General features: G+C 59.5%; 10 protein-coding genes and 1 pseudogene. 3 read left to right on the plus strand and 8 right to left on the minus strand.

Going from position 1 to position 13,194, the window contains the following annotated elements:
- Positions 1-241 precede the first annotated feature (241 nt).
- From WKW79_RS17335 to WKW79_RS17345, 3 genes and pseudogenes are all read left to right on the plus strand, one after another.
- Positions 242-490 (plus strand): annotated as a pseudogene (locus WKW79_RS17335) (VOC family protein); the annotation flags it as partial.
- Between the two features lie 79 nt (positions 491-569).
- Positions 570-959, plus strand: a complete 390-nt coding sequence (locus WKW79_RS17340; RefSeq protein ID WP_340336429.1) for a VOC family protein — start codon at positions 570-572, stop codon at positions 957-959.
- An 8-nt stretch (positions 960-967) separates the two neighbouring features.
- On the plus strand, positions 968-1,522 hold the full coding sequence (locus WKW79_RS17345; RefSeq protein WP_340336430.1) for a hypothetical protein: 555 nt from the start codon (positions 968-970) through the stop codon (positions 1,520-1,522).
- 21 nt (positions 1,523-1,543) lie between these two features.
- Here the strand turns inward: WKW79_RS17345 and WKW79_RS17350 are convergent, their stop codons facing one another.
- The 8 genes from WKW79_RS17350 to WKW79_RS17385 all read right to left on the minus strand — a co-directional run bounded on the left by WKW79_RS17350 (position 1,544) and on the right by WKW79_RS17385 (position 13,174).
- Complete coding sequence (locus WKW79_RS17350; RefSeq protein ID WP_340336431.1) at positions 1,544-2,059, minus strand: GNAT family N-acetyltransferase; 516 nt, start codon at positions 2,057-2,059, stop codon at positions 1,544-1,546.
- A 2-nt stretch (positions 2,060-2,061) separates the two neighbouring features.
- A complete protein-coding gene (locus WKW79_RS17355) occupies positions 2,062-2,367 on the minus strand; it encodes a putative quinol monooxygenase (protein WP_340336432.1) in 306 nt (101 codons plus the stop codon).
- 25 nt (positions 2,368-2,392) lie between these two features.
- On the minus strand, positions 2,393-3,835 hold the full coding sequence (sbcB, locus tag WKW79_RS17360) for an exodeoxyribonuclease I (RefSeq protein ID WP_340336433.1): 1,443 nt from the start codon (positions 3,833-3,835) through the stop codon (positions 2,393-2,395).
- Positions 3,836-3,837: 2 nt separating this feature from the next.
- On the minus strand, positions 3,838-5,283 hold the full coding sequence (gene cls, locus WKW79_RS17365; RefSeq protein WP_340336434.1) for a cardiolipin synthase: 1,446 nt from the start codon (positions 5,281-5,283) through the stop codon (positions 3,838-3,840).
- A gap of 77 nt (positions 5,284-5,360) precedes the next feature.
- Positions 5,361-7,682, minus strand: coding sequence for an ATP-dependent Clp protease ATP-binding subunit ClpA (gene clpA, locus WKW79_RS17370; RefSeq protein WP_340336435.1), 2,322 nt, complete (start codon positions 7,680-7,682; stop codon positions 5,361-5,363).
- Positions 7,683-7,736: 54 nt separating this feature from the next.
- A complete protein-coding gene (clpS, locus tag WKW79_RS17375; protein WP_213959357.1) occupies positions 7,737-8,096 on the minus strand; it encodes an ATP-dependent Clp protease adapter ClpS in 360 nt (119 codons plus the stop codon).
- A gap of 657 nt (positions 8,097-8,753) precedes the next feature.
- Entirely contained in the window at positions 8,754-11,459 is a 2,706-nt protein-coding gene (locus WKW79_RS17380) for a DEAD/DEAH box helicase (RefSeq protein ID WP_340336436.1), read from the minus strand.
- Between the two features lie 20 nt (positions 11,460-11,479).
- On the minus strand, positions 11,480-13,174 hold the full coding sequence (locus WKW79_RS17385) for a site-specific DNA-methyltransferase (RefSeq protein WP_340336437.1): 1,695 nt from the start codon (positions 13,172-13,174) through the stop codon (positions 11,480-11,482).
- Positions 13,175-13,194: the final 20 nt, after the last annotated feature.

The raw sequence follows: 13,194 nt of genomic DNA on the forward strand, positions 1-13,194 counted from the left end.
GTGACGCGCTCGATCTCCCGTTGGCTCGCGCCGGCGGCTAACAAGGTCCAGATGGTCGTCTGCAAATGCGGCTTCAAGACATTCACTCCGTCACCCCCTCAGTGCTGAGGAGGCAGAAAGTAGCGTCTTGCCCGCAGGTGACTCCGGCCAATGCCGGCGCCGCCTACACCCTCACAGCTCGATGGCTGGGGTGGAGGAATTTACGTGTCGATGGGTGGGGGAGTTTGGGTGTCGTTCGGGGGTGCCCGTCGATGGTGAACTGGGCCGCGCCGGCGGTGCAGCACCCGGAAAGGAGGCGCGCAACCTCGATCACTTCTGCGTGCGCGTCGAGCCCTTTGACGAGGCAGCGATCCGCGAGCACCTCCGCGCGCACGGCGTCGAGGCCGGGCCGGTCGAATCGCGCTACGGCGCGGAAGGCGACGGCCTTTCGCTCTACCTGGACGACCCCGAAGGCAACGTCGTCGAACTCAAGGGCCCGCCCTCGACATAGCGGTACCCGGAAGACTCTGTCGCACCCCACATTCCCTCCCAAAAGCGCAGAATGAGCGCCGCAATGAAAGGGGAATGCCATGCTCCTGAATGATGCGCCCGTGACAACGATGCTGCCGGTCAAGGACCTGGAACGTGCCCGGCAGTTCTACGAAGGCAAGCTCGGCCTCAAGCCCGAGGGATTGAAGCCCGATGGCAAGTTCACCTACCGCTGCGGCGGCACCACCCTGGCCTTGTTCCCCAAGGACGGGGGCACCAAGGCCGACCACACTACGGTGAGCTTCCAGGTCGAGGACATCGCGAGCGCCATCGCCGGCTTGAAGCGCGCCGGCGTGGTGTTCGAGGACTACGACTACCCCGACTTCAAGACCGTCGAACACGTCTGCGTGCTGGGCTCCGAGAAAGCGGCGTGGTTCCTCGACACGGAAGGCAACATCCTCTGCCTGCACGAAGACATTCCGCAGCATTGACTCCTGCGATGACGATGAATTCACGGCTGGCTTCGATCCTCTGTGCTCTCGCCCTCGCGGCCATCCCCGCGTGCGCCATGGCCCAGGACGGCATCTGGAAGGACCGCTACGGCCGCCCCGTCCCCCAGACCGAATCCCGGCGCACGCTCAATGGCCTGGGCGGCTGGGTCGTCGTCACGCCCGACACTGACTGGGAAGAGAAATGGGCCAGGCCATCGGTCATCGGCCCCGTGTTCACGCAGGCGAAGAAAGTCCCCAAGGGCAAGCCGGTGTTCGTCCTCGTTTTCCTCGGAAATCCCGAGGTAGGTGCGGACGGCCGGGCGGACGTGAGTTGCGACCTCAATGTCACCGGGCCGGACGGCAGAAGCCTCGTGCAGCAAAGCATCGCCTGCTTCCAGGGCGTCCCGGGCGGTGCGCGAAACAGCATGTACCTGTCCAAGCCCGTGCTAGGCATCACCAGCGAGCCCTCGGACCCGAGCGGCACCTGGACGGTTCAGGTCTCCCTCAAGGACAAGCTGAGCGGCACGGCGCTGCCGCTGAAAACCACGTTCATCGTGGAGTGATCACCGCTGCCACAGCGCCCGTCATTCGTGCAGCAGAAGCCACATGTGGACCTTCGACACGAAGCCGCCGTCCACCGCCACCGCCATCGGCTCCACGCCGAAAGGCACGAAGCCGACGCGCTCATAGAGCGCCTGCGCCGAGGCATTGCCTTCGGTCACCGTGAGCTGGACCAGCCGGACACCGTCGCGCTGGCGCGCCGCATCGATGGCCGCGTCGACGATCAGCCCCCCGAGACCGAGCTTCCGAAATGCCGGCGCCACGTACATGCCGAAGAAATCGGCCTTGTGGCGCGCCTTCTCCCGTGTCTCGAAAGACAGGCCCGCCACGCCTGCCAGCGTGTCGTCTGCGAACGCGCCGAACACGACGTCCTTCGCAGCCGGCTCGACAGACAGGCGCGCCTCCCACCATGACATCGGCAGCGCCGCGCGCTCGCCGACACTGGACGTGAAAGCATCCGGATGCCGCGCGTAGCCGTCGAGCATCAACGCCCGGTAGGCCGGCGCATCCGACGGCACCAGCCGCCTGACCACTGGCACCGTCACAGCTTGGCAGGCTCGACGGGCTGGGCGTCGTAGATCTCGATGCTCGGCGGCTCGACCGCCAGCGCGCCGACCGCCTTGGCAAAGGCGCGCGATGCCGGCACCACGAAATGCGCCTTCAGCGCCGCCGCATCGGCCCATTGCTCAAAGAACACCAGACGCTGCGGATTCTCGGTATCGCGGAACACCGCATGCGAGATGCAGCCCGGCTCCGCCCGCGAGCGCTCGACGTGCTCGTTGCTCAGCCGGAGCACTTCATCGAAGGTCGCGGCGCTTGCGACGATGGCGCCAGTCACGAGGATCACGTTGGTGTCTCCTTGGAAAGTTTCTTCAATGCTCGGGGGCAATGGCTTCCGCGTATTCGTACAACTCGCCCAGGATCGCCTCGGCCCGTTCATCCGCCGTTGCCGCCAGCGTGTCGATCTCGGCAAAGTACTGGTCGACGTTGAGCGCCCCGCCCTCACCCTCGATCAGCTTGGCCGCCCGATGCGCTTCCCAACGCTCGCTTTCCTCTGCATCGAGGGTGTCGGCGAAGTTGCGTGCCCGGTAGCGGAACAGCAGTTCCTCCAATCGCGCATCGTCGAAGCCGGTCCGCGCATGGGCAAGATCGGCCCCCGAAAGGCTGCGCAACTGGTTCAGCCGGCGGCGATCGGCATTGCCGACGAAGCCGCCGTACAGATCCTCGTCAACATCCGGCTTGCCCTCGACCGACGGGCGTTTGAAGACTTCCGGCCAGATCGCGCTCATGTCGGGCAGCCCCGCCGCGATCTCGGCATGCCGCATCGCCTGGTCCATGTCGATCTGCCAGCGCTGTGCCATCTCCGGCACCAGCGTCTTACGATTGCCGACCACCATCGGCGACTTGTTCAGATGGATCGACTTCACCGGCAGCCGGGTCATGCCTTCGGGCAGGTCTGCGGTGCGCGAGAACAAGCGCTGGCGCAAGATGGCCACGTCGATGTTCGGCAACTCGCTCGGATCGTGGGCCAGGTCCCAGGCCAGCAGTTCGTTCTTGTTGGTCGGATGGCTCGCCAGCGGCCACATCACGGCCAGGCAACCGCGCTCGACCGGGAACATGCCCGACACATGCAGGAAGGGCCGCGCCGTCTCACGCGTCGTCGGAAAGCCCAGCTCGACGGCAACCTGGTCCTTCTTGTGCAGGCGCAGCGCGAAGTCGAAGAGACGCGGCTGTCTTGAGCGGATCAGCCGGGCCAGCGCGATGGTGGCGCGCACATCGGACAGGGCATCGTGGGCCGCCTCATGCACCAGGCCATTCGCACGCGCCAGGTCTTCCAGCTTGAAGCTCGGCTTGCCATCCGCCTTCAGCGGCCACTGGATGCCATCCGGACGCAAGGCATAGGTCAGCCGCACCACATCCAGCAGGTCCCAGCGCCCGCAATCGTTCTGCCACTCGCGCGCATACGGGTCAATCAGGTTGCGCCAGAACATGAAGCGCGTGATCTCGTCGTCGAAGCGGATCGTGTTGTAGCCCACGCCGATGGTTCCGGGCTGCGAGAACACCTGCTCGATGCGCGCCGCGAACTCGTTCTCCGGAATACCACGCTCCAGGCAGGTTTGCGGCGTGATGCCGGTGATGAGGCAGGACTCCGGGCTCGGCAGGAAGTCCGGCGCCGGCTTGCAGTAGAGCATCAGCGGCTCGCCGATCTCGTTGAGTTCCGCATCGGTGCGGATGCCGGCGAACTGCGCCGGTCGGTCGCGACGCACATTGGCCCCGAAGGTTTCGTAGTCGTGCCAGAGAAAGGTGTGGGGCATGGTCAGAGAAGAGGTGAAAACAGTCGCGCCGTGGCATCGCCAAGGCGCCTCCAGAAGGCTTGGCGCCGCGCGCTGCGCACGGGTGACGAGCTGTGCAGGTCGGTCTCGAATTGCGCCGCCAGGGGCTTCAGCAATGCCGGGCCATAGACCACCGCCATCACTTCGTAGTTCAGGCGGAAGCTGCGATTGTCGAAGTTGGCGGTGCCCACCATGGCGCAGTTGTCATCGACCACCAGCGTCTTCGAGTGGAGCATGCGCTCCTTGTATTCCCAGACCTTCACGCCGGCAGCCAGGAGTTCGTCGAAATACGACCGCGCGGCGGCGCTCACGATCAGGGAATCGCTGCGACGCGGCACCAGCACGCGCACATCCACGCCGCGCAGCGCCGCACTGGTGAGCGCCATCAGCGCCGGCTCGCCCGGCACGAAATACGGCGTGGTGAGCCAAGCCCGGTGCGTCGACGAGTTGATCGCGGACAAGTGCACGCGATGGATCGCCTCCAGCGAGTTGTCCGGCCCGCTCGTGACGATCTGCACCGGGATCTCGCCGGGCTCGACCTCCGGCATCAGGTCGACCAACTTTTCATGGAGTTGCCGCAGGTGCTCTCCCGTGGCGTAGGTCCAATCCTCGATGAAGGTGATCTGCAGCCAGCGCACCGCCGTGCCCTCGATGCGCACATGCACGTCGTGGTACGCATCGGGGCGCGTGCGCCTGTCCTCCGCATCCGTGATGTTGACGCCGCCGGTGAAACCCACCAGCCCGTCGCACACCACGATCTTGCGGTGGGTGCGGTAGTTGGTCACCGGACGCAGCCGCCGGCCGATGCGCGTGTCGTGGAACAGCGCCACGTGGATGCCTGCCTCCAGCATCGGCGCCATGAACTTGCGCCCGATCCGCTTGGAGCCCAGCGCATCCAGCAGCAGGCGCACCGCCACGCCCTCCTTCGCCTTGCGGATCAGCAGGTCGCGCAACGCGGTGCCGATGTGGTCGGGCTCGAAGATGTAGTACTCGATGTGCACATGGTGGCGCGCCGCCGCGATGGCTTCGAAGATCGCGTCGAAGGTCTGCGCACCGCCCGACAGCAGGTCGACCGACTTGGCGCTCGACACCGGTAGGCCGCATGCGGCAGTGCCCAGCGCCGCCATCTGGCGCAATGCCGGCGGCGCCGATTGCACGACATGCCCGAGCCGCGCCAGGTCGTCCGTGCTGTAGGAACTGACCCGGCTGCGCAAGCGCTTGATCCGCTGCTTCCTCAGCCGCTGCGGCCCCAGGAAGTAGTAGATGACGAAACCGCCGAAGGGGATGAACGCCAGCGACAGGATCCACCCCAGCGTCGACACTGGCGCGCGCTTCTGCATCACGATCCACACCGACAGCACCGCGATATAGCCGCTCCAGGCCAGCGAGAGGCCGGTCTTCCATTCGTGGCTGAGTTCGGGCAGGTTCAAGGCAGTAGGTCGCAGGCGGCAAAGAAAAAGGTCGGGAGCGAATGCTACCGACCTTGGGTCCGAGCGCTGGGATCGTATCAGCCGGTCGCCGCTTCCTCGGCTTCAGGCTTCGACTTGCCTTCCTTCTTCGGCAGCGGCGTGATGTCGAGCACCACTTCTTCCTTGTCGTCGAGGTCCACCGTGAGGCGGCCACCGTCGATCAGGCGTCCGAACAGCAACTCGTCGGCCAGCGCACGACGGATCGTGTCCTGGATCAGGCGTTGCATCGGGCGGGCGCCCATCAGCGGATCGAAGCCCTTCTTCGCCAGGTGCTTGCGCAGCACGTCGGTGAAGGTGACATCGACCTTCTTCTCGGCCAGTTGCGTTTCCAGCTGCAGCAGGAACTTGTCGACCACGCGCAGGATGATCTGCTCGTCCAGCGCCTTGAAGCTCACCATCGCATCCAGCCGGTTGCGGAATTCCGGCGTGAACAGGCGCTTGATGTCGCCCATTTCATCGCCCTGCTGGCGCGGGTTGGTGAAGCCGATGGTCGCCTTGTTCATGGTCTCGGCACCCGCATTGGTGGTCATCACGATGATCACGTTGCGGAAGTCGGCCTTGCGCCCGTTGTTGTCGGTCAAGGTGCCATGGTCCATCACCTGCAGCAGCACATTGAAGATGTCCGGATGCGCCTTCTCGATTTCGTCGAGCAGCAACACCGCGTGCGGCTTCTTCGTGATCGCCTCGGTCAACAGGCCGCCCTGGTCGAAACCGACGTAGCCCGGAGGCGCGCCGATCAGCCGGCTCACCGCATGGCGTTCCATGTACTCCGACATGTCGAAGCGGATCAGCTCGATGCCCATGATGTAGGCCAGTTGCTTCGCCGCCTCGGTCTTGCCAACGCCGGTCGGGCCGCTGAACAGGAACGAGCCAATCGGCTTGTCCGCACGGCCGAGGCCCGAACGCGCCATCTTGACCGCCGAGGCCAGCACTTCGAGTGCCTTGTCCTGGCCAAACACCACGCTCTTGAGGTCGCGCTCGATGTTCTGCAGCTTGCCGCGGTCGTCGTTGCTGACGTTGGCCGGTGGAATGCGCGCGATCTTCGCGACGATGTCCTCGACCTCGGTCTTGCTGATGGTCTTCTTGCGCTTGTTCGGCGCGAGGATCCGTTGGGCAGCACCGGCCTCATCGATCACGTCGATCGCCTTGTCGGGCAGGTGACGGTCGTTGATGTACTTGGCGCTCAGCTCGGCCGCAGCCTGCAGGGCCGCCACCGCGTACTTCACGCCATGGTGCTCTTCGAAGCGCGACTTGAGACCCTTGAGGATTTCAACAGTTTCCTGCACGGTCGGCTCGCCCACGTCGACCTTCTGGAAGCGCCGCGACAGTGCCGCGTCCTTCTCGAAGATGCCGCGATATTCGGTGAACGTTGTCGCGCCAATGCACTTCAGCGCGCCGCTCGACAGCGCCGGCTTCAGCAGATTCGATGCGTCCAGCGTGCCGCCCGATGCCGCACCGGCGCCGATCAGCGTGTGGATTTCGTCGATGAACAGGATCGCGTTCGGCTTGTCCTTCAGCGACTTGAGCACGCCCTTCAGGCGTTGCTCGAAATCACCGCGGTACTTGGTGCCAGCCAGCAGCGCGCCCATGTCCAGCGAGAACACGTTCGACTCGGCCAGGATTTCCGGCACTTCGCCCTGCGTGATGCGCCAGGCCAGGCCTTCGGCGATCGCCGTCTTGCCCACGCCGGCCTCACCGACCAGCAACGGGTTGTTCTTGCGCCGGCGGCACAGGATCTGGATCACGCGCTCGACTTCGTAGTCGCGCCCGATCAGTGGATCGATCTTGCCGTCCTTGGCCGCCTGGTTGAGGTTCTGGGTGAACTGCTCGAGGGGCGAAGACTTCTCGTTCTTCTCGCCGCCGTTGTCCTCGCTCTCGTTGGAGGACGATTCGCTGCTGCCCTTGGCGGCTTCCGGCGGATCGCTCTTCTTGATGCCGTGGGCGATGAAGTTCACCACATCGAGGCGCGTCACCCCTTGTTGGTGCAGGTAGTACACGGCATGCGAGTCCTTCTCGCCGAAGATCGCGACCAGCACGTTCGCGCCCGTCACTTCCTTCTTGCCGTTGCCGGTGGACTGCACATGCATGATGGCGCGCTGGATGACGCGTTGGAAGCCCAGCGTCGGCTGGGTGTCCACGTCGTCCGTGCCCGCGACCTGCGGCGTGTTGTCCTTGATGAAGTTGGTCAACGAGGCCCGCAGGTCGTCGACGTTCGCAGAGCAGGCCCGCAGCACCTCGGCGGCACTTGGGTTGTCCAGCAGGGCGAGCAACAGATGCTCCACGGTGATGAACTCGTGGCGCTGCTGCCTGGCCTCCACGAAGGCCATGTGCAGACTGACTTCCAGTTCTTGGGCAATCATGTGATTTCCTTTTTGCCTTGCTGTAAATAGGTGCCAGATGGGTTGGATTGCAATTTATTCAACGGGTTCGCTGACGCACTGCAATGGGTGGCCCGCCTGGGCCGCCGCTTCCATCACCTGATTGACCTTTGTCGCCGCCAGGTCGCGCGAGAACACGCCGCACACACCCCGGCCATCGAGGTGGATCTTGAGCATGATCTGGGTCGCGGTCTCGCGGTCCTTGTTGAAGAATTCCTGGATCACGACGATCACGAACTCCATCGGGGTGTAGTCGTCGTTGAGCATGACCACCTGGTACATCTGCGGTGGTGCGGTTTTCTGCGGGCGCCGCTCCAGGACGACCGCGTCGCCGTCGTCGCGCGCCGGCTTGCGCACGGGGGGCGTTTTCGGAGTCGAGGGGATTCTGGTTGCCATAAAAATGATTCTATAGATCGAGCAAGCGCCATGCCGGCCCAAGAGGAATTGGTGGCGTCTTCCCGACATAACAAGGGCCGGGTCGCGTGAAAGACGGCACGGGTGGACTGAATGTTCACAAAAAAACCCCGGTCCCTTGCGGGCCACCGGGGTGTCTTGAGCGGTGGTTGCCGACGAACGCCGGCAACACTTGTCTCACATGTTCTCGATCAGAACCTATGGTTCCACCTGACGGAGGTGGCGCCTAGACCTGTTCCCCTCCGGAAGCCCCTCGCCGTGTTCGGAGGATCGTTTTGCCGCCCCCTCCGTCGCGGCCCGCCGATCCGTACACAGGCCCTAGTCGCGAAGTCGGCGCGCGGCGGGCGGTAGGAGTCGTGTAGCCGCCTCGCGAGGCAGCGCTCGGAGCGCGTCCGGATCGTGTCGGGCAGGTCTACCTACTAGCCGCAGCCGTGCGAGGGCTCCTACGCGGGCGGCGGAATGCACAAGCACACGGAGCCGCCCACTTGTAGCAACGTAGGCCATCTGTGCTGGATGGCCTTGCAGGCGGTGGTCCAGAGCGACCGGCGTTTCTGTTTGCAGGCTGTGCCCCTCGTGCGTTTTCTGATCCAGCACGAAGCATTCGCCATCGAACGTCTCACGCGCAGCCCCCCCCCCAGATCAAAGCTGCTCAACCAACTTGAGCGCCTCGCCGGTCGTCATCGCTCCAGCAATCGGATTACTTTCGAAAACCATCATGTAATGATAGCGAAAGCCAGTTTCGTGTGTTAATTGATTGGCATGGTCCGCCCAAGCGCGGCCAAGTTTTAGTTTGTCTTTTGAATCAGAATTGTCACGATCATCGCCCTTCGTCTCAATCAAAATAATGGTTTTGCCTTGAGTCAGGACGACAAAATCAGGGTAATGGTTAATGAAACCATTGAGAACAAAACCCTTTCCGCGCTCAAGATTACGATGCCACCAAACTATATTCTCCAATTCAGCAACGCCGCGAATAACTTTAGCCTCGAGGTTATTCAACCCACCTTCTGTAACGTACAGGCTCTTGCTGATCGAAGGGGCGTTGTCGCTGGGGGTGATGCTCTTGAGGAAAGAAAAACTTGGTTGGAGCTTGATCTTCTGGATTGCTAGACAGTTCCCGAACTCCTTCTCAGCAAATTCGTTCGCCAAGCTTTGTATCTTTTCCTTTATGACCTTCACATACGAATAATCTCGCTCAAGACAATCCGAACGCTGTTCTGCGCTCATCGCTTGAACGATGCGAGAGAGATAGATTTTTACGTCATTGTCTTCAATCGGATAGAAGGTATTCTTCCCGATTAGGCTAAAAAGCCTCGACACTATGGACCTAACTTGACCCGATGAAGGCTGGCCGCGGATGATTTGGTTGAGCTTTTCCTTCTCGGTTTTCTTGATGGCCTTGAACGCTAGAGCGCTTTCACCCTTGCCAATCTCCTCGGCATCAACCGAATAGACCTCCGAATCGATCGCGCTGAAGTTAACAGTCGCGTCAAGATTGGCTAAAACAAAGTCGCTAAGGAGATTCTCCTTTGCCAGCTTTTGCCAAGTATCTCCGGAATCAAAAAAACCGCCCGTAGATGGGATTTTTAAGAAGAACTGAGGAAGCTTTAAAAGAGTAGTGGCATCTTCGAACTTTGGCTTAATTTTGTGCTCGTTCATGTGCGCCTTTAACTCTTCGGGACAGTCTTGTGTGTCTGCCAGTAGCGCTTGATCCTCAAATTCCTGTGCCCGAACCAGCGCCTGCTCTTGGATGGCAGCAATGGTGGTGAGGCTCGACATTTCTACAGGATTTTCCTGCAAACCAACAGATTGACCCTGCTCAATCTTTACTGCGACTTCTTCCCATTGCGAGTCCAGCTTTCCTGTGTCGAGTCCGAGCGCCGCCGCATCGTCGGTGGCTGACTCGTCGGATGTGCCTTCATTAAACATGTCCTTGGTATCGGTGACCGAAGGAGCGACTTCCGGCAACGGCAAGGACGCCACATCCAGTTCCCGATAGTCGCGCTTTGAGAACCCCGCCTTGTTGAGGGCGGCCACCACTTGATTGAGAGTGGCTTGGAACTGGCTGGAAGCAGTAAAGACGTAGCTCAAATTCAAAAGCTCAGCGCTGTGCTTCCGCGTGTACGGCATACGCAGCACACGCCCCAAAATCTGTGTTACGTCCACCACCGACGATTTGTTGGCAAGCGTCGCTAAGATGTAGGCAAAGGGGCAGTCCCAGCCCTCCTTCAAAGCGTTCACCGTGATGATGTAGCGGACCGGGCAACTCTTCTCCAGTAACTGAACATCCTTTAGCTCATTCACCGCTGATGTTTTTATTGCGATGTGCTCTGGTGGGATATTGAGATCGACGAGAATTTTCTTGACCTTTTCGAAGGTCGTCGTGTCATCCTTATTCTTGGGCTCCGCCTGGAAGAGGACAATGGGTCGGATGTACCCAGCGCCATTGGCCTGCGCTGCCTTTGCCAGCACTTCTAGTTGTCTGCGCATATTTAGCGCGGCCATGATCACGTCTTCTTGACTGCGCTGGTTCGCCACAATCACGGGCAACTTCACCATGTTCTGCTTTTTAAGGCGGAGCGCGTCCACGTAGCTGATGATGTTGCTGTTGTCTCGGGGTGTGGCAGTGAGGTCAAAAATAAAGCTTGGGTTAAGGTTGCGAAGCATGTCCAATGACAAGCTACTCTCCGCGTTGTGACTCTCATCTACAACGACCACAGGATTCAGCGTGCGGATGACATTGATGAGCGACGACTTGTCGTACTCAGGCAGTAGTGAGTCATCGTGCGAGCCGTCCGACAAAAACGAAGCCAGATACCCGTTTTCCTGATAAGCCTTGCGATTTTCCTTGTTAGTTGCCTTCAATGAATCAAACGACATCACAACGACAGACAACTGCTCTCTCACGGAGTCTGCATTGAAACCGGCACCTTGCAGAACGTCTGTCTTCTCGTAGATTTGAACTCGACCTTGAAAGAGATCGTTCAGACGCTGACGATACGGATGATCAATGTTTGCAAGATTCTTGATCGTTTGCTCAAGAATAGTCAGCGACGGGACCAACCAGACTACAAACTTTGGCTTTGTCGGGTTGTACTCAGCAAAAGCAGTAAATATTCTGTCCAGCGCATTCACCGCAATGAACGTTTTGCCACCAGCAGTGGGAACCTTCACGCAGACATGAGGCACCTCCTGAATGTTATTCTTATATGACTGATTCAGTACACCTCGGTTTTTCCAGTAGTCGGTGAACGACTTGCTCAAGTGACCCTTGAAATCAAGAAGTGTTTGCAAATAAGAGCTTAGGTCCGAGAGAACGTCGGCTTGGTAGTCTTTAAGTTCCATAATCTATGCCGCCGAGGTTCTTAAAATCGGGTGATGTCACGCGGAATGCGTTTGAACGTAATACCGTGACTATACAAAAAATCTTTATCTAAGGCGCACTTGTCTGCGTAGATCACAAACAGTTCGGGGCGCCTTCCACCTGCGGCTAATAAGGCATTGATGTTGAGACTTGCGAGAAAATCCAAATTGAGCGTTGTTACTCGCGCGCGCTCATAGTAGAAAATCCAGAGCGCTGTTTCGGTGGCTCCCAGTGCGTAGGGGCTGATTTTTGAAGCAGGCCTTCCAACGTTCTGATCAACTTTCTCCTCTGGTGGAATGTTCTCCGTATAGGCCACATATTCCCTTATCGCGGCCTCGCCTACTTCTTCATTGAGATTTTTTTCTTCGTTGAAAAGGGCGGGACCCAATTCGTAAAAGCTAAAGGAGCCACCAAGCGCCGCACCCTTAGCATTCTCACCAAATCCATTAATTACCCGACGCACTCGTTCGGCCGTGACCGTCTCGGCGTAATCCATCGTCTCGCAAAGAATAAACTTTCGGCTACCCCCATCTTGGGCGTTGCTTTTCAGTACTGCCTGAGCTGTCGTGCCGCTTCCTGCGAAGCTGTCCAAGACAATGGCCTCATCGTTATCGCACAGCTCAAGGCAGTCCACAATGAGGTCAACGGGCTTTGGGAACTCAAAGGCCTGACCCAGCCCCAGGCGACCAAGCTCAGTAGTGCCCTGCTCGCTAATGTACTTAGTGTCAAACCAGATAGACTTCGCCTTGACGCTCTCTTTTCTATATTTTTCAAATACGCGCCACCCGCCCTCGCGGGTTTGCCTCGCAAACAGATATTGCGTGGTGGACGGTTCCGTGGCCTTCTTTACCTTTGGGTCACCCCATCGCCAGCAGCTTTCAATGCCTTCACTGTTGAACGGCTCAATGGCAATTGAGTCTGCGTGCTTCTCAAGCGAAGCAAAGTAGTTGCCCTCTTCATCCACTTCGCCGGGCCGCACGTAGATTGGATAGAAAAGGTTCGGACGATTGAATCGGCCAAACTTCGGGTTACGGTTTCGCAACTCCCGCGCCGAGTAGGGGCCGAATTTGTCCTTATTCGGAAGATTAGTACCCTCGGTCGACAACTCGCCCAATTCCGAAAGCGAAGATTTGCCAAAGCAAAGTAGATATTCGTGCGTCTTCGCAATCTGCTTATAGGTCTGGCCACGCTTGTTTGACTGAACGATGATTTGAGCCAAAAAGTTCGCTTCGCCGAAGATATCGTTCATCAGCAGACGAAAGTGATTTATCTCGTTTTCATCAAGACTGACGAAGATCACGCCACTCGAGTCAAGCAACCGATGAAGGAGCTTGAGACGAGGGTAAATCATGCAAAGCCATTTGTCATGACGACTCAAGTCCTCGCCTTCTTTACCAACCACATTGCCCAACCAACGCCGCATTTTCGGGTCATTGACTGCATCGTTATAAACCCAACCCTCGTTGCCTGTGTTGTAGGGCGGGTCAATATAGATGCAGTTGACCTTACCCTCAAATTCAGGAAGCAAGCTTTTCAAAACCTCCAGGTTATCTCCATGGATGATTCGGTTATCTCCGGAGTTAGGAGGTGCGGAGGCGTCCGCTTTAAATTCGTACTTCTTATCTAGCAGTCTGAACGCGACGTCATGATGATGATTAACGACTTTGTCTTTTCCTACCCAGTGAAGCGTTGGCATGTGGCTCAGTAACCTAAAAG

Source organism: Variovorax robiniae (assembly GCF_037889955.1).
GTDB lineage: Bacteria > Pseudomonadota > Gammaproteobacteria > Burkholderiales > Burkholderiaceae_C > Variovorax > Variovorax robiniae.